A 22,848-nucleotide genomic window follows, 5' to 3' on the forward strand; every position below is an offset into this window, starting at 1 on the left:
CCGCATGGCGGACACGCGCGTGTGACAAGAGTGCACCAACAGCAACCGGCTTGTCGAATCATCCTTAAGCCGTGCATTTGGCTTGGTTATCCCTTACAGAGGCTTGGGGAAAAGAAATCTTTGGCGGCCGGGTCCATCCTGGAAAGTCGGGATACGACCACCGTCACTGTTGTTGCGGGAAGACCCATGAAAGACGCACGAAAAGATACGGTCCTCGGACACGCCGGCCGCAGCCCGCGTGAGAATCACGGAATTGTGAATCCGCCGGTCTACCATTGTTCGACCGTGCTCTTCCCGACGCTGGAGGATTTGGAGGCGGGCGACCAGGCTCCTTTCGACCGCATCAACTACGGGCGCATCGGGACTCCGACCACGCTGGCCTTCGAGCAGGCGGTGGCCGAGCTTGAGGGCGCCTATCGCGCGGTCAACACGGGATCGGGCCTGAACGCCATCGCCACGGCGCTGATCGCCTTCACCAAGGCCGGCGACCATGTGCTGATCACCGACAGCGCCTACGGTCCGACCCGCCGATTCGCCAACGACACTCTGGTGCCTTACGGCGTCGAGGTCGAGTATTTCGACCCCACCATCGGCGCCGGAATCACCGCGTTGCTGAAGCCGAACACCAGCGTGGTATTCCTCGAATCGCCGGGCTCCCTGACCTTCGAGGTGCAGGACGTCCCGGCCATCGCCGCGGCGGCCAAGACCGTGGGCGCCACGGTGATGATCGACAACACCTGGGCCACCCCCCTCTTTTTCCAGCCGCTGCGGCACGGGGTGGACGTGTCGATCCACTCGGCCACCAAATACATCGTCGGTCACGCCGACGCGATGCTGGGCGTGATCTCCTGCGCCACCGAGGCGCATTGGCTGGCGGTGAAGAAGGCCGCCACGCGGACGGGCACCTGCGCCGGACCGGACGACATCTATTTGGGGCTGCGCGGCCTGCGCACCCTGTCCGTCCGCCTGAAGCAGCATGAGGAAAGCGCGCTCGCGCTCGCCGGTTGGCTGTCGAAGCAGCCCGAAGTCACGCGCATCCTGCATCCGGCCTTCCCCGATTGCCCGGGCCACGCGCTGTGGAAGCGTGACATCGGGCGCTCCTCCGGCCTGTTCTCCATGGTCATGAACGCGGTGCCGAAGCCGGCCCTGGCGGCCATGCTGAACTCCCTGGAGCTGTTCGGGCTGGGCTACAGCTGGGGCGGGTTCGAGAGCCTGATCCTGCCGACGCGCCCCGCCGCCGTCCGTACGGCGACGCGCTGGACCGATCCCGGCACCGTTCTGCGCCTGCACGCCGGCCTGGAGGACGTGGACGATCTCATCCGGGATCTGGATGGCGCCTTCACCCGCCTGAGGGCCGCCCGGTAACACTCGGGCACCAACACGAGGACTGGACACCATGACGGACGCCATTGCGCCCGAGCCGGCGTACGACGACGTGATCGCCGCCATCGCCTTCAACGCCGACGGGCTGGTCCCCGCCATCGCCCAGGCCGAAGGGACCGGCGAGATTCTGATGATGGCCTGGATGAACCGAGAGGCCGTTCTGGAAACGCTGCGCACCGGCCGCGTCTGCTACTGGTCGCGGTCCCGCAAGGGGTTGTGGCGAAAGGGCGAGACCTCCGGCCAGATGCAGCGGCTGAAGGATTTCCGCATCGACTGCGACGGCGACACCCTGCTGGTGATCGTGGAGCAGGACGGCGTGGCCTGCCACACCGGCCGGCGCAGTTGTTTCTACCGCGCGCTGCGCGACGGCAAGCTCGAGATCATTCAGGACGTTGAGACCGATCCTTCGGTTCTCTACGGACACACGCATAAGTAAGACGCTAAACCTTCGCTGCAATGCGAAAAGTGTTTGATCTATGTCAACGTAGCCCGGAGCGGGAAGAGGTAGAACGCTCTTGTCTCTAACCCTCCCTGTATTCGCCTATGCCGGGGGTTCCAATGGAACCCTCGGCTATTTTTTTGTCCAAAGTCAAAACCGGTCCGGTTGCAGCGGAACGATAAAATTATCGCCGATTGATGCAGATCAACGAAGCGTGTCGTCCGAACAGTTAAACAGTCCTTGTCTCTAACCCTCCCTGTATTCACTTAACCGGAGATCCACTGGATCTCCGGTTTTTTCTTGTTCGGGCGGTGGAGACTGGGATTGCGTCACGGGCGGTGGCGCGTGCGGGTCCAGCGCATGACCGCCCCGATCACGGACAGCGGGACGACGATCACCGCTCCGATCAGGATGTAGGGCAGCGCCCAATGGAACATGTCCGCGGCGAGCCGGGCGATGTCCTGAATCGTCGCCCAACTGTTGGTCAGGATGCTTGCCGGATTGATGTCGAGGAAGGACATCACCAGCCCGACCACGAAGCACAACAGAAGCGTTCTGACGACCCAACCCACCAAGACATCACCTCGTACTGACGCCGAACGGCGTGGGATTGACCATGCGGCCCGTGAAACGGCACCGGAACGGAGTCCGTTCCTCGCGGTAGATGGTTATGGCGGCGGCGCATGGGAACGCCTTGGTCCAGCCTCCCGCCAACGCGTACGGGTTATCCCCATTTTCTGTGGATAACTTTGTGGATGAGTCCCGAAGCCCGTTGGAGTGACGACCGCTTGCCGTCATGCCCCCAAATTGGGCATGGTCATCGCGACGCGAAACCATTGGATACACTGCAAATCGTCAGTGCTGTACCGCAACCGACGACCCACCGATTCCTTTGCCTACGACAAAAGGAATATGGGGATAACTGTGTTGACCGTTTGGGAATCGGCTTGCGCTCCGCCGGTGGACACCGGTGGAACGCGCGGCTCCATCTTGATCGGACGGACGTGAGGGGGAAGGTGGCGACCCCAGCAGGATTCGAACCTGCGACCTATCGCTTAGAAGGCGATTGCTCTATCCAACTGAGCTATGGGGCCCCGGTCCGGCTCAGAAGCGCGGACGGTCCATGCGGAAGTTGTCCGCGTAGTTGCGCGGGCGGACGCGGCGCACCGGCGCATCCTGGACCGTGTAGTCCCAGCCCTTGCGCTGGGCGAAGGCGACCGCCTCCTCCGAGGTTTCGAAACCGATGCGCACCTGGTTCAGCGTGTCGCCGGAGCTGATCCAGCCCATCAGCGGCTCCGGACGGCGCGGGGTTTCGATCTCGTACTCGAGCAACCAACGATGCGTCTTGGCACGCCCGGACTGAGTGGCCGCTTTGCTCGGCTGGTAGATCCGGACCTTCATGACGCGGCATCTCCTCTGATACGTGCGTGGTGCATCGTTCGAATTTCGTTGGTCGGGGCGCCCGGATTCGAACCGGGGGCCTCCAGTACCCAAAACTGGCGCGCTGACCAGACTGCGCTACGCCCCGACGTCGCGCAGTGGAATACACGAACCCCGCGCGGACGGCAAGACGCAGCCGCATCTATCCCGCAGGGTGGACCTTCCGTATGATGCCGCCCCGTCCCGACCGCGCCGAACATTCCCCGTGAACAGCCCGTCCATGCCCCCTCCCCGTCTTGCCCTTTTCGTGTCCGGGCTGGACGACACGCCCGCCGGCCAGGCGGCCGTAGCCCTGGCCGAAGCCTTGCGGCAGCGCGGCTTCGGACTCGATGTGGTCGCGCCGATGGGGGGCGGGACGTTGCGGGCGACGCTGCACCCTGGCATCGGCCAGATCGACCTCGCCAAGCGCCACACCGCCGGTTCGGTCCTCGCCCTCGCGCGGATCGTCGCCGAGCGGCGGCCGGTCGGGCTGATCGGGGTGGGATCGGATGCCGGGCTTGTCGCCCTTGGCGCCGTCCGGCTGGCGCGGCAAGGCACGCCTACGGCGGTGCTGGAGGAGCCTTCCGCGGCGTCCGGCGGGGTGTTGCGGCGCGCCCTGCGTGGGTGGCTGCACCCGCGCGCCGCCGCGGTGTTGCACGGCGCCGCGGACCCCGGGGCGGCGGCCGGGCGCCTCCTGGCCGCCTTCGGGTGTCCCGGGGAGATCCGCTAGCGGCGCGGCGCCGTCACTTCGCGGTGCCGAAGGCCGAATGCGCCACGCGGTCGCCCGGACGGATTCCCAGGCGCGCGCTCATGCCGCCGTTGATCTCCAGGATGCCCTTCACCGGACCGGCCGAATTCACCGCGTCCAGCGACTGCGGCACGGCGTTGGCGTGGATGTTCACGATGCGGCCGTCCGCCCCGATAAAGATCATGTCGAGCGGAAGCAGCGTGTTCTTCATCCAGAAGCTGGCCGGCTGCGGGCGGTCGTAGATGAACAGCATGCCGGCGTCGGCGGCCATTCTCTCGCGGAACATCAGCCCCTGCGCCTGCTGCGCCGGGGTTTCCGCCAGTTCGATGTCGAAACGGTACTTGCCGCCGCCCGCCGTCTCGACGGTCAGGGTGGAGCGCGCGAAGCTCTCCAGCGCCGCCGCCGGCAAGACCGACAGCAGAATCGCGGCCCCCATCAGAAGCCCGCCCAAAAGGCCACGCACAGCCCGTCCGATCATCGCGACCAACCCATCCTTGACGTTCGAGAGCTTGGACGATGCCGCCGCGCCGCGCGCCTGTCCAGCGGCGTCTCCGTGGCGGCGTTACGCCGCCGTCCGGTCGGTGGCGGTGGTGTAGATGTCCTTGGTCAGCGGCTTGACCTGCTTGATCTGGTAGCCGGGGCGGGCGCTGAAGCGGCGGATGGCCCGCTCGCCGGCTTCCCGGTCGCTTTCGGCCCAGACGAGATAGTCGCGTCCGCGCGCCCATTCGACGGCCAGCGGGTGCAGCGCGTCGATCTCGCCGACCTGGGTGTTGACGACGGTCACCAGCCATTCCCTGTCGTTCGGATTGCGCCGGTCTGTCAGAATCAGGAGCTGCGGCCGCTGCTTGGTCTGCGCCTCGGACAGGCGCCGCTGGATCTCCGACTGCTTGCGGCGCGCCTCGACCGTGTCGGCCATGCACTCGTCGATCTCCTTGACGAGGTTCTCCTCCTCGCGCTGGAGCCTGCGGATCGTCGCCTCCAGCTTGCCGATGGTGTCCTTGGTGGCGCGCATCCGGCTGCGGCTCTGCGCCATCTGGGCATCGACCGCCAGCAGAACGTTGCCCAGCCACGCGCCGATGGCGATGATCCCCAGGATGATGAGGAAATTGATCATCATGATGCGGGCGCCTTGATCCGGCCGGGGTTGGGGCGGCCCTGCGTCTTCTGGAACGTCTTGGTGAAGCCCATCTTGAAGGGGAACGCCACTTCCACGAGTTGCCTGGCTTCCTCCGCGTTGGACGCCCAGACCTCCGCCACGTTGGCGCAGCGCCAGATCGGGTTGACCTGGGACTTGTCGCCGCCGGACGAGGCCTTCTCCTGGGAGACGTTCACCAGGAACTTCGACAGGCCGGCCTTGGGATCGCCCACCTCGTGCACAAACACCGGCGGCTGGAGGGCGATTTCCGCGATCGCACGCTCCATCTTGCGGTTCTCGGTTTCCGCTCGGTGCTTCTCGGCGGACACTTGGTTGCGCCGCTGCACCTTGCCGTTCACCCGGTCCTGAAGCTCGTGGATTTCCGAATGAAGGACGTAGATGCGGTTCTCGAGCTGGCCGATCCCCGCGGAGCGATGAAGGAATTCGGGGAGGAAACGCTTCAGCATCATGGCGACCGGGACGGCGGCCAGCATCATCGCGGCGATGGTCAACAGGAGCAAGGTGGTGTTGGACATCGGCGGCCGGCCCCCCTCCTTCTCTCCAACGTCCGGTTTCCAGCGTGACGGGGCTGCTCGGATCGGCCTGCGGACAGCGCGAGTCGCGCGAATCAGGCTGGCCGATTCGTCCCAATACGTCAACTGCGTGACATACGTGAATGAAAAACTTTCCAAAGATTATCCAGAGCGGACCATCTTCGCAATTGCCGCAGCGGCAACGCGACGCACCTCCTCGCGCAGCGGCCCGGGACGCGGCGCATCGGCGAGGGTGGTGAACCAATGCTCCGGCGGGTTGCGCCCGGCGGCGCGCGACCAGGAGAGCGACCGCAGCACGCCCTCCGCCTCCGGCGTCGGCGGCACCGCCGGGTCGATGCCGTTCAGCACCGCCCAGATCCCCGCCCAGCAGCGACCGACGGACCAGGGATTGTAGCCACCGCCGCCAACCACCATCAGGCGCGGCGCAAGCTCCATCAGCGCCCTCACCGCCCGCCACAGCGCGCCGTTCGACAGCTCCAGCCGGCTCAGCGGATCTTCGGCCAGCGCGTCGGCCCCGGTCTGGATGACCAGCGCCTGGGGGCGGAACCCCCGCCCCAGCGGCAGGATCGCCGTCTCCAGAAGATGATCCATCTCCGTGTCGTTGAACCCCGGCGGGACCGGCAGATTGAAGGCCAGGGCGCCGGGCCGGTCCTCCGCCTTGCCGGTGAAGGGCCAGCGCCCGTCCTCGTGCACTGACAAGGTCAGCACCCGGTCGTCGTCGGCGAAGGCGTCCTCCACCCCGTCGCCATGGTGGGCGTCGAGATCCACGTACAGCACCCGATCGATTCCGGAGTCGAGCAAAGCCAGGATGCCCAGCACCGGGGCGTTGAGGTAGCAGAAGCCGCTGGCCCGCCCCGGACGGGCGTGGTGGGTGCCGCTCGCCGGGCTGTAGACGATGCCGGCGCCCCCCCCCGCCAGCAGGCGCCCGGCCAGGATGGCGGCGCCCGTGCTGATGGCGGGACGGCGATACATCTCGGGAAAGACCGGATTCTCCAACCGGCCGAGGTTGTAGCGCTCCCCGGTTTCCGCATCCACGCGCTGGTCGGCCTCGGCGCGGTGAAGGGCGGCGATGTAGTCCGGGCTGTGGAAGCGGCGCAGTTCCTCCGGCGTCGCCAGCGGGCTGTCGCGATAGATCGCGTCGGGCAGCCAGCCCATGGCGCGGCTGAGGTCGATGGCGGTGGACACCCGCGGGATGGCCAGCGGGTGCTTCGCACCGTAGCTGGAGCCCCGGTAGATCTCGCTGCCCAGGAACAGGGGGCGGGCGGGAAACTCGTTCGGAAAATCGGTCGGCATGGGGTGGAGAGGTGGCGCGGCGGCGCCCATCCGTCAACGCCCCGTTCACGAAGCCCCTTGTCGCGGCGGCGTGACGAACTCTTTTCTTGAGGGGTACGGGCGAAAACATCCGCGGGGGAGACACGGCATGGACGGTGCGTGGCGTCTGGCGGGGGTGGCCGTCGCGATTCTCGTGGCCGGCGGAGCGGGAGCGCCGGCTCGGGCCGACACGCCGGTCGATCTGGAACTGGTGCTGGCGGTGGACGTGTCGGGCAGCGTCGACGCGGAGGAAGGCCGTCTCCAGCGCGAGGGCTACGTCGCCGCCCTCACCGACCCGAAGATCCAGGCGGCGATCCGCGGCGGTCCCTATGGCCGCATCGCCGTCACCTACGTCGAATGGGCCGGCGACAGCTTCCAGCGCATCACCGTGCCCTGGACCTTGCTGAACGACCAGGGCAGCGCCGAGGCCTTCGCCTCTTCCATCGCCGAATCGCCTACCCTCAGCGCGCAGTGGACGTCGATCAGCGCGGCCATCGACTTCAGCGCCCGCCTGTTCAACGACAACGGATTCGAAGGGACGCGGCGGGTCATCGACGTGTCGGGCGACGGGGTCAACAACCGCGGCCGTCCCGTGCAATGGGCGCGCGACGAGGCGGTGGCCGCCGGGATCACCATCAACGGCCTGCCGATCCTGAACGATCGGCCCAATCCCTGGGGCGGGGCGGCGCCGACGAACCTCGACGGTTATTACGAGGAGCATGTGATTGGCGGACCCGGCGCCTTCCTGGTCCCCGCCGTCAGCTTCGAGGCCTTCGCCGACGCCATCCTGAGCAAGCTGCTTCTGGAAATCTCCGGCCTCACCCCCGACCAAGGCGCGGACGGGCGCACCGGCCTCGCCAGCCGTTAGCCGGATCGTTGCCAGATTGGTTCAACAAACATTACCTATGGAGTGCCGGTCATCCGGTTCGAAACCTGCGAGCGAGACCCATGCCGATCAAGACGATCCTGCTGCACATGTCGAACGACGACCGCCACGCCCAGCGGCTTGAGGTCGCGGTCGGTCTTGCCAAGCGCTTCTCCGCCTTTGTCGAGGTGCTGTTCGTGGCGACGCCGGTGTCGATGCCCCCAGCGGTGACCGGACGCGCCGCCTCCTACGCCTACATCGCCGAGGCCACGGCCATCGCCCACGAGAAGGCCGGACAGATCGAACAGGAGGTCCGGTCGGCGCTGAAGGACTGCTCCTATTCCTGGACGGTTGACGAAGGGGACCATGTGGAGCTGCTGGCCGCCCGCGCCGCCTATGCCGACCTCGCCATCGTGAGCCAGAGCCACGGCGACGATCTCAGTGATCGGGTGATGCTCCAGGTGCCGGACCGCCTTCCGCTGACCAGTTCCTGCCCGACCCTGGTGCTTCCCCACAACTTCCCGCCCCGGACCGAGATTGGCCGTCACGTGGTGGTGGCCTGGAAGAACACGCGGGAAGCCGGGCGCGCCGTGCGCAACGCCATGCCCTTCCTCGCGGCCGCGGGGCGGGTCACGGTGGTTACCATCGACCCGCCGGGCAATGCGTTGGATGGCGGCCGTGACCTGATGATCTGGCTGGAGCGCCATGGCGTTCGCAGCCAGCATCAGGCCAGCATCTTCCAGGGCGGCGATGTCGGGGAGATCATTCTGGACAGCCACCGCAGCCTGGGCGGCGATCTGCTGGTGATGGGTGCCTACGGCCATTCCCGTCTGCGCGAGATGGTGCTGGGCGGGGCGACGCGCACGGTGTTGTCGAACCTCACCACCCCGGTCCTGATGGCCCATTGAGGTTTGGCAGGCGGGAGGTGCTTCGGCACGGCCCGCCTGCTTATGGAGGGGGACCTAGAGGAAGAACACCCAGGTCACCAGGACGAATAGCGGCACCAGGATGCCGAAGGACCACAGCATGTAGCCGAAGAAGCTCGGCATCGCCACGCCGCGCTCCTCCGCGATGGCCTTGACCATGAAGTTTGGTGCGTTGCCGATGTAGGTGTTGGCGCCCATGAACACCGCGCCCGCCGAAATGGCCGCCAGGGTCACGGCGAGGTCGGTCATCAGCACCTGCGCGTCGCCGCCGGCGGTGTTGAAGAAGATCAGGTAGGTCGGCGCGTTGTCGAGGAAGCTGGACAGCAGGCCAGCCGCCCAGAAATAGGCCGCCGGAACCGGCTGGCCGTCCTGGTTCACCGCCGCAATGATGGCGCCCAGCGCCCCGTCCGTGCCCGCCCGCAGGATGGCGATGGCCGGGATGATGGTCAGGAAGATCGCGGCGAAAAGCTTCGCCACCTCCAGAATCGGGCCCCAGGTGAAGGCGTTCAGGCGCCGGCTGCGCGCGCTGGTCAGCTTCAGCGACAGGCCGGTGATGCCGAGAAGCAGCAGGTTGCTGACGATCGTCTCCAGCGGAACATGGATGTGGTAGATCTCCACCCCCACCCCTGGATGCCAGACGCCGCTGAGCAGCACCGCGCCGACCACGGCGACGAGCAGGAGCAGGTTTACCGCCCCTTCGAGCCGCACCGGCTCGCGCTCATGCACGCCCTCGATCAGCGGGTGTTTTCCGGGGTCCTTGGTGTGCAGGTAGAGGTCGACCAGGAAGTAGATCGCCAACAGGCAGCCAGCCACCAGCATCATCGGCCAGAACAGGTGCACAGTCGGCCAGAAGAAGCCGACCCCCTTCAGGAAGCCCAGGAACAGCGGCGGATCGCCCAGCGGAGTCAGGGAACCGCCGACGTTCGACACCAGGAAGATGAAGAAGACGATGGTGTGCACCTTGTGCCGCCGGTGCTCGTTGGCGCGGATCAGCGGGCGGATTAGCAGCATCGAGGCGCCGGTCGTCCCCATCAGGCTCGCCAGCAGCGTGCCCAGCCCGAGCCCCAGCGTGTTCGCCAGTGGCGTGCCCACCAGCGTTCCACAGATCCGCACGCCTCCGGCCACCGTGAACAGGGCGGTCAGCAGAACGATGAAGGGGATGTATTCGAGCAGCAGGGTGTGCAGCAGCTCGTAGGTGGCGAGGCTGGCCCCGAAGGTCAGCGCGAAGGGCAACAGGAAGGCGGCGGCCCAGCCGGCGGCGACCTTGCCGAAATGATGGTGCCAGAAGGATGGCGCCAGCAGCGGCATGAGCGCGATGGACAGCAGAATCCCGGCGAAGGGAATCACCCAGAAGACATTCAGGTCGCGCCCGTCGAGATGCGGAGCCCCAGCCGCTTCCGCCGCCAGGGCCACCCCTGGCAGTCCAGCGGCAACGAGGCCTGCCAGAGCGGCCAGGGGCACGGACAGTGATCGGGTGAGGCGGTGTCGGGTGGGTTGGGCGTCGGTCATAACACGCATTCATCTGTAATATCAGTTGCCGAAGTATGCGTCTCCGAAAGGGCTAAGCCAAGCCGGATCGCCCCCACGGAATCACCCTACCCGCCGTGCGTGAAAAACGTGTCTTCAGCCGCAGGGCTTCAGTTCGAGGGGACTTGGGACCGGCCCGCCGATCCAGCCGTGAAGCGGGCGGCATGTTCCGCCCGCGCACAGTGTGTGGTCCGGTGTGAAGGAGGAAGCGGCCAGGACCACCCGTTCCAGCGGCGGCACCGCCGGCACCCATATCCACCAGCCATCGGCGAGGCGGGCACCCTGCGGCGGCTCCATCCCGGCGCCGCTGCCCTTTACCCGGGCTTCGGTCAGGACAAGGCGCCCATCCTCGATGCGCCACTCCTCCCGCCATTCGGTCTTCTCGACCGAATGGGTCCAGGAGAGGGTGAAGGCCGGACCCGGCAGGGCGGCCAGAACCGCCCCACCGAGCGCCGACAGGCACAAGGCCACACTCATGCCGGGGCGCTGCTCCGTCCCAGACGGCGCAGGCGATGGCGCTGCCACAGCAGGAAGGCCGCCGTCATCGCGAAGCCGATCTCGTCCGTCACCGGAAGCGCGACGACGAACAGGAAGGCCCCGGCCGCCGCGAACACCCGCTCCGCCAGCTTCAGCGGTGTCCAGAAGAAGCCGATGGTCGCCGCCCCCCACAGGCCGATGGCGATCAGCGCCTTGAACAGGACGTAGGCCACGGCCAGCGGATCGGTGGTCTGGAGCATCAGCGCGGGGGAATAGACCGCCATGAAGGGCACGACATAGCCGGCCATGGCGATCCGCGTGGCGATGAAGCCGACCTGCATGTGCCCGGCCCGACAGATGGACGAGGCGGCCAGCGCCGCCAGCGCCACCGGCGGTGTCAGGTCGGCCATGATGCCGAAGTAGAAGACGAACATGTGGGAGACGATCAGCGGAACGCCCATCTGCAGCAGGGCCGGCGCCGCGATGGCCGCGGTGACGATGTAGTTGGCCGTCGTCGGCAGTCCGGTGCCCAGCAGGATGCAGGCCAGCATGGTGAGAATCAGCGCGACCAGAAGGTTGCCGCCGGACAGCTGGACGATGGTTCCGGCAAAGCTGGAGGCCAGCCCGGTCAGCGTCAGGATGCCGATCAGCACACCCACCAGCGCGCAGGCCACGCCGACGCCCACGGCGTTCTTGGCGCCGTCGGCGAGGCTGTTCACCAGCATCGCCAGAGTCTCCCGCCCACCTTTTACGATCAGGCAGGGAATGACCAGAAGCCCGACGATGGCGAAGGCCTGATGCTCCGTCCGCCAGCCCATCCGCCACAGCGCCGCGGCAACGAGGCCCAGCACGACCCAGAAGGCGACGCGCAGGGCCATCGGCCCGATGGAACCCACGATTGTCGTGCCGAGGATCAACGCGATGGTCGACGCGATGCCGATCACCCCGGCGAACAGCGGCGTGAAGCCGGAGAACAGCAGGTAGACCAGCGCCGCCAGCGGCAGGATCAGGTACCAGCCCTCGATCAGCGCGCGGGACACGCTGGGGCATTGGTCCTTCGGCAAGCCGACGAGGTTGCGCTTCCCCGCCTCCAGATGGACCATCCAGAAGGCGCTGCCGAAATAGAGAATGGCCGGGATCGCCGCGGCGATGGCGATGTCGCTGAAGGGAACGCCGATGGTCTCGGCCATGATGAAGGCGGCGGCCCCCATGACCGGCGGCATCAGCTGCCCGCCCATGCTGGCCGTCGCCTCGACCGCCCCGGCGAAGGCCGGGCGGTAGCCGAAACGCATCATCAGGGGAATGGTGAACTGGCCGGTGGTCAACACGTTCGCCACGCCCGAGCCGTTGATCGTCCCCATGAAGCCGGAGGAGATGACCGCCACCTTCGCCGGCCCCCCCTTGGCCGACCCGACGAGGCCCAGCGACACGTCGTTGAACAGCTTGATCATGCCGGCGCGCTCCAGGAAGGCGCCGAACAGGATGAACAGGAAGATGAAGGTCGCGGAGACGAAGGTGGGCGTGCCGTAGATGCCCTCGGTCGACAGGTACAGGTTGTCGATGACCTGATCGATGTCGTAGCCGCGGTGGGCCAGCCCGAAGGGCAGATGCCGCCCGAACAGCGCGTAGGGGATGAAGACGCCGCAGATGATCGGCAGCGCCCAACCCATGATGCGCCGGGCGCCCTCGAACACCAGCGCGATGGTGATCGCGCCGACGATCAGGTCCGTCATGTTCGGATCGCCGGCCCGCTGGATCAGATCGACCTCGAACACATAGTGATACAAGCCCAGCGCGAAAGCGCCGAGGCCGAGCAGCCAGTCGTACCAGGGCACGCTGCGCCTCTCCCCGTGCGAGCGGAAGCCGAACAGGGTGAAGGTCATCAGCAGGAGGAAGCCGACATGGACCGAGCGGACGACCATGCTGGACAGCGGGTTGAACGCCGCCGTCCAGATCTGGAACAGCGAAAAGGCGACGGCGATGGCGAAGACGGCCTTTCCGGCGACGCCTTCGAAGGCCACGACCGTCGAGGGATTCTCGCGGTCGATGGCCTGGCGGATCTTGTTGTCCGCGTCTTGGGAGGATGCGCTCATCGCACGGGGGGTCCGGGACGACGGGGCGCGCTTACATCAGGCCCTTTTCCTTGTAGAACTTCTCCGCCCCCGGATGCAGCGGCACCGGCGACTGGATGGTGGCCGCGTCCAGCTTGATCTGCTTGGCGGCGGCATGGGCGGCGGCCATGGCGTCGAGATTCTCGAACATCGCCTTGGTCATCGCATAGACCGCGTCGTCCGACACGCCGGCGTGGGTGACCAGCAGGTTGCGCACCGCCGCCGTCGGCACCGGCTCGCTCTGGCCGCTGTAGCTGTTGGCCGGGATGGTCTCGGCGATGTAGGCGGAGTCGCCCACCTTCTGCACGACATCGGCCGGGATCGACACGATGGTGATGTCCTGCGAGGTCGCCAGATCCTTGATCGCCGCCACGCCGAGGCCCGCGGAGATCAGGGTCGCGTCGAGCTGCCGGTTCTTGATCAGGTCCACCGATTCGGCGAAGGGCAGATACTCGGTCTTGGCGAAGTCCTTGTAGCCCAGCCCGGCGGCGGCGAAGATCGCGCGGGCGTTCAGCTCCGTTCCCGACTTCGGCGCACCGACCGAGACGCGCTTGCCCTTCAGGTCGGCCAGCGTCTTCACGCCGGAATCCTTGCTGGCGACGATCTGGATGTAGTTGGGATAGATGGCGGCGACGGTGCGCAGCTTGGTCAGCTTGCTCTTGAAGCCGGCCTCCTCGTCGCCCTTCCAGGCGCCGCTCAGCGAGTCGCCGAGCGAGAAGGCGATCTCGCCGCGCTCCGACTGGAGGAGGTTCAGGTTCTCCACCGACGCCTTGGTCGCCTGGACCGTGACCTTCGCCCCCGGGATGGCCTTGCCGTAGATGCCCGACAGCGCCACGCCCAGCGGGTAGTAGACGCCGCTGGTGCCGCCGGTCAGGACGGTGACGAACTGCTCGGCCTGGGCCGGCAGCGCGGTGAGCATGCAAACGCCGACCGCGGCCAGAAAACGCTTCATTCTGCTTCCCTCCCAAAAGGCTGTCCGTCTCGGATCGTTCATGAGACGCTTTGGTTTGCGTCGGATTGTTGGCTATCCTAACTTGTGGGCGGTGGGTCCGCCAGTCCGTAGGATCCGAAAGAAACGCGGCGGTTCGGCACAAGCATTCTCCCTTCGGAGGAGGCCGAACGGCGTCTTGACCGGATGGGACGGCGCCCCCCTATCCTTGTTCCGGTTGGTCCTGCACCACACTTTATCCCGCAGATTTGGAAGAGCCGTCGAAGGAAGCGTCGCGAAGGTCGGGGCAACAGAACGTCACCAACAATGGGAGGACAGCGGATGCCGTGTACCGTTTCCATGACCGTCAACGGAAAGACGGTCTCGCGCGAGGTGGAGGAGCGGACCCTGCTGGTCACCTTCCTCCGTGACCAGCTCGGCCTGACCGGCACCCATGTCGGCTGCGACACCAGCCAGTGCGGCGCCTGCGTCGTCCACATCGACGGGCGGTCGGTGAAGTCCTGCACCATGCTGGCGGCCCAGGCCGACGGCGCCGCGGTCACCACCATCGAAGGGCTGGCAGCGGCGGACGGTACGCTGCACCCGATGCAGGCGGCCTTCCGCGAGCATCACGGCCTGCAATGCGGCTTCTGCACGCCGGGCATGGTGATGAGCGCCGTCGATCTGGTGACCGCCAACCCCTCCCCCAGCGAGCATGAGGTCCGCGAAGGGCTGGAGGGCAACATCTGTCGCTGCACCGGTTACCACAACATCGTCAAGGCGGTGATGGCCGGGGCCGAGGCGATGCAGGGCGGCACGATGAAGGCCGCCGCCGAATAACAACGGGCAAAGGCTCTCATGGGAGGAACACGAAGATGGCGAACCCCACCGGCATCGGCGCTTCCGTGCGCCGGCGCGAGGACGCGCGCTTCCTGACCGGGCGCGGCACCTACACCGACGACATCAACCGGCCCGGCCAGACCCACGCGGTCTTCGTCCGGTCCCCCTACGCCCACGCCCGCATCACCGGGATCGACGCGGCCGAGGCCATGCAGGCCCCCGGCGTGATCGCCGTGCTGACCGGCGCCGATATGGAGGCCGACAAGGTCGGCAGCCTGCCCTGTGGCTGGCAGATCCACTCCAAGGACGGCTCCCCGATGAAGGAGCCGCCGCACTTCCCGATCGCCCGCGACCGGGCGCGCTACGTCGGCGACGCCGTCGCGGTGGTGATCGCCGAAACGCGCGAGCAGGCCAAGGACGCCGCCGAACTGGTGATGGTCGATTACGAGGAGCTGCCAGCGGCGGTGACCTCGCTGAAGGCGCTGGAGGGCGGCGCCCCCCTGGTCCATGACGACGTGGGCGGCAACCTGTGCTTCGACTGGCATCTCGGCGACGCGGCGGCGGTGGACGCGGCCTTCGCGCAGGCGGCGCATGTCGCCAAGCTCGATCTGGTCAACCAGCGCCTCGTCCCCAACGCCATGGAGCCACGGGCGGCGCTCGGCGAGTACGACCGGGCGACCGGCGAGCACACGCTGACCACCACCAGCCAGAATCCGCACGTCATCCGCCTGCTGATGGGCGCCTTCGTGCTGGGCATCCCGGAGCACAAGCTGCGCGTCGTCGCCCCCGACGTCGGCGGGGGCTTCGGCTCCAAGATCTTCCATTACGGAGAGGAGGCCGTCGTCACCTGGGCGGCGAAGAAGGTCGGGCGCCCGGTGAAATGGACCGCCGAGCGTTCCGAGAGCTTCCTGACCGACGCCCACGGCCGCGACCATGTCAGTCACGCCGAGCTGGCGATGGACAAGGACGGCAATTTCCTGGCGCTGCGCGTCGCGACCATCGCCAACATGGGCGCCTATCTGTCGACTTTCGCGCCGTCGATCCCGACCTACCTCTACGCCACGCTGCTGGCCGGCCAGTACAAGACCCCGGCGATCTACGCCGAGGTGAAGGCGGTCTTCACCAACACGGTGCCGGTGGACGCCTACCGGGGCGCCGGGCGTCCGGAGGCCTGCTACCTGATCGAGCGGCTGGTCGAGGTCGCCGCCGCCGAGACGGGAATCGACAAGGCGGAGCTGCGCCGCCGCAACTTCGTGCCGGCCAGCGCCATGCCCTACCAGACCCCGGTGGCGCTCCAGTACGACACCGGCGACTTCGCCAAGAATCTCGACATCGCCCTGCCGCTGGTCGATTACGACGGCTTCGCGGCGCGCAAGGCAGAATCCGCCCGGCGCGGCAAGCTGCGCGGCATTGGTTTCGCCACCTACATCGAAGCCTGCGGCATCGCGCCGAGCAACGTCGCGGGCGCGCTGGGCGCGCGGGCCGGATTGTACGAATCGGCGGAGGTGCGCTTCCACCCCACCGGTTCGGTGACGGTCTTCACCGGCTCCCACAGCCATGGGCAGGGGCACGAGACGACCTTCGCGCAGCTCGTCTCCGAGCGCTTCGGCGTGCCCATCGAGAATGTGGAGATCGTCCACGGCGACACCAGCAAGATCCCCTTCGGCATGGGCACCTACGGCTCCCGCTCGCTGGCGGTCGGCGGGTCGGCCATCGTCAAGGCGATGGACAAGGTGGAGCGCAAGGCCAAGAAGATCGCCGCCCACATGCTGGAAGCCGCCGAGGCCGACATCGAGGTGAAGGACGGGCGCTTCGTCGTGGCCGGCACCGACAAGGCGCTGACCATCGGCGACATCGCCCTGCAGGCCTACGTCCCGCACAACTTCCCGCTCGACGAGCTGGAACCGGGGCTGGACGAGCAGGCCTTCTACGACCCGAAGAACTTCACCTACCCCAACGGCTGCCACGTCTGCGAGGTGGAGATCGACCCCGACACCGGTGTGGTCCAGGTGGTCAGCTTCGCCGCCGTGGACGATTTCGGGCGCGTCATCAACCCGCTGATCGTCGAGGGGCAGGTCCATGGCGGGCTGGTCCAGGGCATCGGGCAGGCGCTCTACGAGAACTGCGTCTACGACGAGGAGTCGGGGCAGCTCATCACCGGCTCCTACATGGATTACTGCATGCCGCGGGCGGACGACGTGCCGTCCTTCACGGTGCGCTACCATGAGGACCAGCCCTGCACGCACAACCCGCTGGGCGTGAAGGGATGCGGCGAGGCCGGGACCATCGGCGCCTCGGCCGCCGTGATGAACGCGGTGGTGCACGCCCTGTCCGAGTACGGCGTCACGCATCTCGACATGCCGGCGACCCCGGAACGGGTCTGGCAGGCGATCCGGCGCCACACCCCCGCCCAGGCGGCCGAGTAAGAGGGAGGAGACATCATGTACGCCTTCACCTATCACCGCCCCAAGAGCGTCGCCGACGCCGTCGCCCTGCTCGGCCAGTTCGAAGACCCGAAGCTGCTGGGCGGCGGGCAGACGCTCCTGCCGACGCTCAAGCAGCGTCTCGCCCGGCCGAGCGACCTGATCGACCTCGGCCAGATCCCGGAGCTTCAGGGCATCCGGGAGGAGGCCGGCGGCCTGACCGTCGGCGCCTTCACCCGCCACGCCCAGGTCGCCCATTCCGAGACGGTGCAACGCGTCATCCCGGCGCTGGCCAGCCTTGCCGAGGGCATCGGCGACCGGCAGGTGCGCAACATGGGCACGCTCGGCGGGTCGATCTGCAACGCCGACCCCTCCGCCGACTACCCGGCCGCGGTCGTCGCGCTGAAGGCCACGGTGCGCACCGACCGGCGGGAGATATCCTGCGACGACTTCTTCACCGGCATGTTCGAGACGGCGCTGGAGCCCGGCGAGATCGTCACCGCCGTGCATTTCCAGAAGCCCGACAAGGCCGCCTACGCCAAGTTCCGCAACCCGGCCAGCCGTTACGCCATCGTCGGCGTTTTCGTGGCCGTGTTCGGCAGCGAGGTCCGCGTGGCGGTGACCGGCGCCGGCCCGTCGGTCTTCCGGGCGGACGACATGGAGGCGGCGCTGGCCCAGGACTTCCGCGCGGATGCCCTGAACGGCGCGTCGGTGCCGGCGGCCGGGCTGAACGCCGACATCCACGCCAGCGCCGACTACCGCGCCCATCTGGTGCGGGTGATGGCGCGGCGCGCGGTGGAAGCGTGTGGTTAAAGCCCTTAACCTCTAAAGTCCCCTCTCCCCTCCGGGGAGAGGGTTAGGGTGAGGGGGTTGCGCTTTTGCCGGACTTCTCATAAGCGCAACCCCCTCCGCCCGCTTCGCGGGCACCCTCTCCCCAGAGGGGAGAGGGTTACATTCCTCCGTAAGGCATTCCGCCCACCATGCCCAACACCCTCCCCGCTTCCGTCGATGACACGCTGGACCTGCTGCGGCGGGGAAACTACGTCGCCGACCGCTCTCTGGCGACGGCGCTGTACCTCGCGCTGAAGCTGCGGCGTCCGCTGTTCCTGGAGGGCGAGGCCGGGGTCGGCAAGACCGAGATCGCCAAGGTGCTGTCCGCCACGCTGGGCCGGCGCCTGCTGCGGCTGCAATGCTACGAGGGGCTCGACGTCGCCGCGGCGGTCTACGAGTGGAACTACGCCCGGCAGATGATGGAAATCCGGCTGGCCGAGGCGTCGGGCGACCGCGACCGGGACGCGCTCGCCGCCGATCTCTTCTCCGAACGCTTCCTCATCAAACGCCCGCTGCTGCAAGCGCTGGAGCCCGATCCGGCCGGCGCACCCGTCCTGCTGATCGACGAGCTGGACCGCACCGACGAGCCGTTCGAAGCCTATCTCCTGGAAATCCTCTCCGACTTCCAGGTCTCGATCCCGGAGTTCGGCACCGTCGCGGCGCCGGAGCCGCCCATCGTCATCCTGACCTCCAACCGCACCCGCGAGATTCACGACGCGCTCAAGCGGCGCTGTTTCTACCACTGGGTCGACTATCCCAACGCCGAGCGCGAGCGCGCGATCCTGGCGGTGAAGGCGCCGGAGGCCGACGCGCGGCTGGCCGCCCAGGTGGTCGGCGTCGTGCAGAGCCTGCGCGGGATGGACCTCTACAAGGCGCCGGGCGTCGCCGAGACGCTGGACTGGGCGCAGGCGCTGGTCGAGCTGAACCAGTTGGAGCTTGAGCCCTCGGTCATCAACGACACGCTGGGCACGCTGCTGAAGTACCAGGACGACATCGCCCGCATCCAGGGCAGCGAGGCCGCGCGCATCCTGGCCCAGGTCAAGACGGAACTCGCCGCCTCCACGGCGCGGTGAACAAGGCCATGCAGGGCGGCCTCGCCATCAACCTGATGCATTTCGCCCGCGCGCTGCGGGCGGCGGGGCTGCCGGTCGGGCCGGGCAAGCTGCTCCAGGCCGTGGAAGCCGTCGAGGCGGTGGGGATCGGCAACCGGGCGGACTTCTACTGGGCGCTGCACGCCGTCTTCGTGAATCGGCGCGACCAGCGCGAGGTCTTCGACCAGGCCTTCCACGTCTTCTGGCGCAACCCGGACATCCTGAAGCGGATGATGGGGCTGATGCTGCCGACCATCCGCACGGAGTCGCCGGACACCCAGGACCCAATGTCCCGCCGCGTCGCCGACGCGCTGCGCGGCACCGCGCCGGAGGCCGAGGGGCCGGAAAAGTCTGAAATCGAGGTGGACGCCGCCTTCACCGTTTCGGCCCAGGAACGGTTGCAGCAGAAGGATTTCGAGAAGATGTCGGCGGCGGAGATGGCCGAGGCCAAGCGCATGCTTGCCCGCATCGCCCTGCCGGTGGCCGAGGTGACGACTCGCCGCCACCGCCCCGACCCGCGGGGGTCGCGCGTGGACCCGCGGGCGACGCTGCGGCGGATGCTGCGCTCCGGCGGCGATCTGGCCGATCTGGCGCGGCGCAGCCGCCGCACCCGCCCGCCACCGCTGGTCGTGCTGTGCGACATCTCCGGCTCCATGACGCGCTATTCGCGGATGCTGCTGCATTTCATGCACGCGGTCAGCAACGACCGCGACCGGGTGCACAGCTTCGTCTTCGGCACCCGCCTGACCAACATCACCCGCCATCTGCGGCACAAGGACGTGGACGTGGCGCTGGACGCCGTGTCGGCGGCGGTGGCGGACTGGTCGGGTGGGACGCGCATCGGCACGGCGCTGCACGCCTTCAACCGGACCTGGGCGCGGCGGGTCCTCGGCCAGGGGGCGGTGGTCCTGCTCATCACCGACGGGCTGGACCGGGATGCCGGCGAGGGGCTTGCAGTGGAGGCCGAACGGCTGCACAAGAGCTGCCGCCGTCTGGTCTGGCTGAACCCGCTCTTGCGGTGGGAGGGGTTCGCACCAAAATCCAGCGGTATCCGGGCCTTGTTGCCGCATGTGGACGACTTTCGCCCGGTCCACAATCTGAACAGTCTGGCCGGGCTCGCCGACGCGTTGAACCGCGACGGGCCGCGACGGGCCGAAAGCCTGCGCAAGTGGCTGAAGGAGGCCGCATGAGGGACGATATTCTGGAGCAGGCCGCGGGCTGGCGCGCGGAGGGCCGCAAGGTGGCCCTGGCGACGGTGGTCGCCACCTGGGGGTCCTCCCCCCGCCCGGTGGGCAGCCAGATGGCCGTGGACGATGCCGGTTCGATGATCGGCTCGGTCTCCGGCGGCTGCATCGAGGGGGCCGTGGTGCACGAGGCGCGCAAGACCATGGAGGATGGCGAGCCCCGGATGATCTCGTTCGGAGTCAGCAACGAAATGGCCTGGGAGGTCGGGCTGGCCTGCGGCGGCCGGGTGCAGGTCTATGTCGAGGCCGTGGAATGAAGCGCGACATCACCGAACGGCTGTTGGCCGCCCGCAAGGCCGGGCGCCCCGTGGCCCTGGTCACCGACCTCGGCACCGGTCTGCAAACGCTGGTCTACGAGGACGCCATCCATGGCGGCTTCGGGCTGGAGGACGACCTGCTGGAGGAGGTGCGGGAGAGGCTGCGCCAGGATCGTTCCGGCCTCGTCAGCGATTTGGAGGAGGATGAGGACGGCGTCCAGCTGTTCGTCCAGACCCACAACCCGCCGCTGCGGCTGCTGGTGGTCGGCGCCGTGCACATCGCCCAGGCGCTGGCCCCGCTCGCCGCGCTGACCGGCTACGCCGTCACGGTGATCGACCCGCGCGGCTCCTTCGCCACGGAATCGCGCTTCCCCGGCGTCGCCCTGCACGAGTCCTGGCCGGACGAGGCGCTGTCCGCCCTGACCATCGACAACCGCACCGCCGTGGTGACCCTGACCCACGACCCCAAGCTGGACGACCCGGCGCTGCTGGTGGCGCTGCGCTCCCCGGCCTTCTACGTCGGGTCCCTCGGCAGCAAGCGCACCCACGCCAAGCGGCTGGAGCGGCTGAAGGAGCAAGGCGTGACCGACGCGGAGCTGGCGCGCATCCACGCCCCGGTCGGGCTGGACATCGGCGCCGTGACCCCGGCGGAAATCGCCCTGTCGGTCATGGCCCAGATCACCGCCGTTCGGCGCAAGGCCGGCGCGGCCTGACAGGAGTTCATCACCATGTTTTTCGGCCCGCTGCCCCTGCGGGAGCTGGAGGGCGCCATCCTGGCGCATTCGGTCCGCCGCGGCTCCGTCAGCTTCAAGAAGGGCCGCGTCCTCAGCGCCGAGGACGTGACGGCGCTGCGCGATGCCGGCCTCACCACCGTGACCGTCGCCAAGCCCGGCCCTGACGACGTGGGCGAGGACGCCGCCGCCGCCCGCATCGCCGCCGCCCTGAAGGGGCAGGAGATCACCGTCGGCGCCGCCTTCACCGGCCGCGTCAACCTGTTCGCGGAGTCGCGCGGCCTGTTCGTTCCGGATGTCGAACGGATCAACGCGCTGAACCTCATCGACGAAAGCGTAACGGTCGCCACCCTGCCCGCCTTCGCGCCGGTCGAGCCCGGCCAGATGGTCGCCACGGTCAAGATCATCCCCTTCGCCGCCCCCCGCGGCGCCGTGGAGGGGGCGGAGGTCGAGGCGTCCGCCGGGATGCCGGCGCTGCGCGTCGCCCCCTTCCGCCCGTTGACCGCGGCGCTGATCCAGACCCGCCTGCCCGGTGTAAAGGACAGCGTCCTCGACAAGACCGTGTCTGTGACGCGGCAACGTTTGGAGGCGATGGGTGGGCGGCTGGTCCGCGATTCGCGCTGCTACCACGGCGAGGCGGCTCTGGCCGACGCCATCGCGGCGGCGGGGCGCGTCGACCTGCTGCTCATCGCCGGGGCCTCGGCCATCACCGACCGGCGTGACGTGCTGCCGGCGGGCATCGAGCGGGCGGGCGGGGTGATCGAGCATTTCGGCATGCCGGTCGACCCTGGCAATCTGCTGCTGCTCGCCCGCATCGGCGAGACGCCGGTGCTCGGCCTGCCCGGCTGCGCGCGGTCGCCCAAGCTGAACGGCTTCGACTGGGTGCTCCAGCGCATCGCCGCGGGGATTCCGGTGACGCGGGCCGACGTGATGCGCATGGGCGTTGGCGGCCTGCTGGCCGAGATTCCCAGCCGGCCCCTGCCCCGCGCCGGCACCGTCGCGGTGGAGCCGCCGCGCGCGCCGCGCATCGCCGCGCTGGTTCTGGCCGCCGGGCGGTCGAGCCGGATGGGCGGCAGCAACAAGCTGCTCGCCGATGTCGGCGGGGAGCCGCTGGTCGTCCGCACGGTTGAAGCGGTGCTGGCCTCGCAGGCCAAGCCGGTGGTGGTGGTCACCGGCCACATGGCGGAGGCGGTGTCCGCGCCGCTCGCCGGGCGGCCGCTGACCATCGTCCACAACCCGTCCTTCGCCGACGGGCTCAGCGCCTCGCTGCGCGCCGGGCTGGCCGCCCTGCCGGCGGACATCGACGGTGTGGTGGTGTGCCTCGGCGACATGCCGCGCGTCACGCCGCAGGCCATCGACCGGCTGATCGCCGCCTACAACCCGCTGGAGGGCCGGACCGTCTGCGTCCCGACCGTCCATGGCAAGCGCGGCAACCCCGTCCTGTGGGACCGCGGCTTCTTCGCGGAGATGGCGAAGCTCTCCGGTGACGCCGGGGCCAAGACCCTGCTGGCCACCCACGCCGATCAGGTGGTCGAGGTGCCGGTGGAGGACGGCGGCATCCTCTACGACGTGGACACGCCGGAGCTTCTGGCGGAACTGCGCGGCTAA

At 68.1% G+C, this 22,848-nt stretch carries 23 protein-coding genes and 2 tRNA genes; 13 read left to right on the plus strand and 12 right to left on the minus strand.

The genetic code is table 11. The features are described from left to right. Positions 1-186 precede the first annotated feature (186 nt). Together metC and hisI are read left to right on the plus strand one after the other, a co-directional pair. Positions 187-1,365, plus strand: a complete 1,179-nt coding sequence (metC, locus tag DXK32_RS17370) for a cystathionine beta-lyase (protein WP_114859672.1) — start codon at positions 187-189, stop codon at positions 1,363-1,365. Positions 1,366-1,396: 31 nt separating this feature from the next. Next, positions 1,397-1,819 carry a phosphoribosyl-AMP cyclohydrolase gene (gene hisI / locus DXK32_RS17375; protein WP_114859673.1) on the plus strand — a complete coding sequence of 141 codons (423 nt, stop codon included), beginning with the start codon at positions 1,397-1,399 and terminating at the stop codon, positions 1,817-1,819. A 332-nt stretch (positions 1,820-2,151) separates the two neighbouring features. Here the strand turns inward: hisI and DXK32_RS17380 are convergent, their stop codons facing one another. The 4 genes from DXK32_RS17380 to DXK32_RS17395 all read right to left on the minus strand — a co-directional run bounded on the left by DXK32_RS17380 (position 2,152) and on the right by DXK32_RS17395 (position 3,350). Continuing rightward, positions 2,152-2,394, minus strand: coding sequence for a DUF6460 domain-containing protein (locus DXK32_RS17380; protein ID WP_247877211.1), 243 nt, complete (start codon positions 2,392-2,394; stop codon positions 2,152-2,154). A 445-nt stretch (positions 2,395-2,839) separates the two neighbouring features. Next, positions 2,840-2,916: transfer RNA gene (locus DXK32_RS17385), tRNA-Arg, on the minus strand. Positions 2,917-2,926: 10 nt separating this feature from the next. Continuing rightward, positions 2,927-3,223: an ETC complex I subunit gene (locus tag DXK32_RS17390; RefSeq protein ID WP_014240426.1), complete on the minus strand. Its 297-nt coding sequence runs from the start codon at positions 3,221-3,223 to the stop codon at positions 2,927-2,929. Positions 3,224-3,272: 49 nt separating this feature from the next. Further along, positions 3,273-3,350, minus strand: a tRNA-Pro gene (locus DXK32_RS17395). A 132-nt stretch (positions 3,351-3,482) separates the two neighbouring features. Between DXK32_RS17395 and DXK32_RS17400 the strand changes: the two genes are divergently transcribed. Beyond that, complete coding sequence (locus DXK32_RS17400; RefSeq protein ID WP_114859675.1) at positions 3,483-3,971, plus strand: hypothetical protein; 489 nt, start codon at positions 3,483-3,485, stop codon at positions 3,969-3,971. A gap of 13 nt (positions 3,972-3,984) precedes the next feature. On the opposite strand, the gene DXK32_RS17405 is transcribed toward DXK32_RS17400, so the two are convergent. From DXK32_RS17405 to DXK32_RS17420, 4 genes are all read right to left on the minus strand, one after another. Further along, positions 3,985-4,467: a DUF192 domain-containing protein gene (locus DXK32_RS17405; protein ID WP_114859676.1), complete on the minus strand. Its 483-nt coding sequence runs from the start codon at positions 4,465-4,467 to the stop codon at positions 3,985-3,987. 84 nt (positions 4,468-4,551) lie between these two features. Beyond that, positions 4,552-5,106, minus strand: a complete 555-nt coding sequence (locus DXK32_RS17410; protein WP_114859677.1) for a hypothetical protein — start codon at positions 5,104-5,106, stop codon at positions 4,552-4,554. Then, positions 5,103-5,660, minus strand: coding sequence for a hypothetical protein (locus DXK32_RS17415; RefSeq protein ID WP_114859678.1), 558 nt, complete (start codon positions 5,658-5,660; stop codon positions 5,103-5,105). Before DXK32_RS17415 ends, DXK32_RS17410 begins: the two co-directional genes overlap by 4 nt. A 159-nt stretch (positions 5,661-5,819) precedes the next feature. Then, entirely contained in the window at positions 5,820-6,971 is a 1,152-nt protein-coding gene (locus DXK32_RS17420) for an acetoin utilization protein AcuC (protein WP_205215753.1), read from the minus strand. Between the two features lie 127 nt (positions 6,972-7,098). On the opposite strand from DXK32_RS17420, the gene DXK32_RS17425 reads away from it, so the two are divergent. Beyond that, positions 7,099-7,857 carry a DUF1194 domain-containing protein gene (locus tag DXK32_RS17425; RefSeq protein ID WP_114859680.1) on the plus strand — a complete coding sequence of 253 codons (759 nt, stop codon included), beginning with the start codon at positions 7,099-7,101 and terminating at the stop codon, positions 7,855-7,857. 80 nt (positions 7,858-7,937) lie between these two features. Continuing rightward, positions 7,938-8,762, plus strand: coding sequence for a universal stress protein (locus DXK32_RS17430; protein WP_114859681.1), 825 nt, complete (start codon positions 7,938-7,940; stop codon positions 8,760-8,762). Positions 8,763-8,816: 54 nt separating this feature from the next. Here the strand turns inward: DXK32_RS17430 and DXK32_RS17435 are convergent, their stop codons facing one another. The 4 genes from DXK32_RS17435 to DXK32_RS17450 all read right to left on the minus strand — a co-directional run bounded on the left by DXK32_RS17435 (position 8,817) and on the right by DXK32_RS17450 (position 13,847). Further along, a complete protein-coding gene (locus DXK32_RS17435) occupies positions 8,817-10,289 on the minus strand; it encodes a sodium:proton antiporter (RefSeq protein WP_114859682.1) in 1,473 nt (490 codons plus the stop codon). A 114-nt stretch (positions 10,290-10,403) separates the two neighbouring features. Further along, positions 10,404-10,784: a DUF1850 domain-containing protein gene (locus DXK32_RS17440; protein ID WP_114859683.1), complete on the minus strand. Its 381-nt coding sequence runs from the start codon at positions 10,782-10,784 to the stop codon at positions 10,404-10,406. Beyond that, positions 10,781-12,877: a TRAP transporter permease gene (locus tag DXK32_RS17445; protein ID WP_114859684.1), complete on the minus strand. Its 2,097-nt coding sequence runs from the start codon at positions 12,875-12,877 to the stop codon at positions 10,781-10,783. The genes DXK32_RS17440 and DXK32_RS17445 overlap by 4 nt, the downstream gene beginning before the upstream one ends. 31 nt (positions 12,878-12,908) lie before the next feature. Further along, positions 12,909-13,847 (minus strand): TAXI family TRAP transporter solute-binding subunit, encoded by a 939-nt coding sequence (locus tag DXK32_RS17450; protein ID WP_114859685.1) that lies wholly within the window; start codon positions 13,845-13,847, stop codon positions 12,909-12,911. Between the two features lie 318 nt (positions 13,848-14,165). Here DXK32_RS17450 and DXK32_RS17455 point away from each other — a divergent pair, with 318 nt between their 5' ends. From DXK32_RS17455 to DXK32_RS17490, 8 genes are all read left to right on the plus strand, one after another. Further along, positions 14,166-14,663, plus strand: a complete 498-nt coding sequence (locus DXK32_RS17455; protein ID WP_114859686.1) for a (2Fe-2S)-binding protein — start codon at positions 14,166-14,168, stop codon at positions 14,661-14,663. A gap of 35 nt (positions 14,664-14,698) precedes the next feature. Further along, positions 14,699-17,089, plus strand: coding sequence for a xanthine dehydrogenase family protein molybdopterin-binding subunit (locus DXK32_RS17460; RefSeq protein WP_114859687.1), 2,391 nt, complete (start codon positions 14,699-14,701; stop codon positions 17,087-17,089). Between the two features lie 15 nt (positions 17,090-17,104). Continuing rightward, on the plus strand, positions 17,105-17,899 hold the full coding sequence (locus DXK32_RS17465; RefSeq protein WP_114859688.1) for an FAD binding domain-containing protein: 795 nt from the start codon (positions 17,105-17,107) through the stop codon (positions 17,897-17,899). Positions 17,900-18,066: 167 nt separating this feature from the next. After that, positions 18,067-18,990 (plus strand): AAA family ATPase, encoded by a 924-nt coding sequence (locus tag DXK32_RS17470; protein ID WP_114859689.1) that lies wholly within the window; start codon positions 18,067-18,069, stop codon positions 18,988-18,990. An 8-nt stretch (positions 18,991-18,998) separates the two neighbouring features. Continuing rightward, the gene (locus tag DXK32_RS17475; protein ID WP_114859713.1) at positions 18,999-20,198 is read left to right on the plus strand and encodes a vWA domain-containing protein; all 1,200 of its coding nucleotides are present in this window, start codon (positions 18,999-19,001) and stop codon (positions 20,196-20,198) included. After that, entirely contained in the window at positions 20,195-20,509 is a 315-nt protein-coding gene (locus DXK32_RS17480; RefSeq protein WP_114859690.1) for an XdhC family protein, read from the plus strand. Before DXK32_RS17475 ends, DXK32_RS17480 begins: the two co-directional genes overlap by 4 nt. Then, a complete protein-coding gene (locus DXK32_RS17485; RefSeq protein ID WP_114859691.1) occupies positions 20,506-21,222 on the plus strand; it encodes an XdhC family protein in 717 nt (238 codons plus the stop codon). The genes DXK32_RS17480 and DXK32_RS17485 overlap by 4 nt, the downstream gene beginning before the upstream one ends. Before the next feature lie 15 nt (positions 21,223-21,237). Continuing rightward, positions 21,238-22,848: an NTP transferase domain-containing protein gene (locus DXK32_RS17490; protein ID WP_114859692.1), complete on the plus strand. Its 1,611-nt coding sequence runs from the start codon at positions 21,238-21,240 to the stop codon at positions 22,846-22,848.

This window comes from Azospirillum brasilense (assembly GCF_003349955.1).
In the GTDB taxonomy this organism is placed as follows: domain Bacteria; phylum Pseudomonadota; class Alphaproteobacteria; order Azospirillales; family Azospirillaceae; genus Azospirillum; species Azospirillum brasilense_B.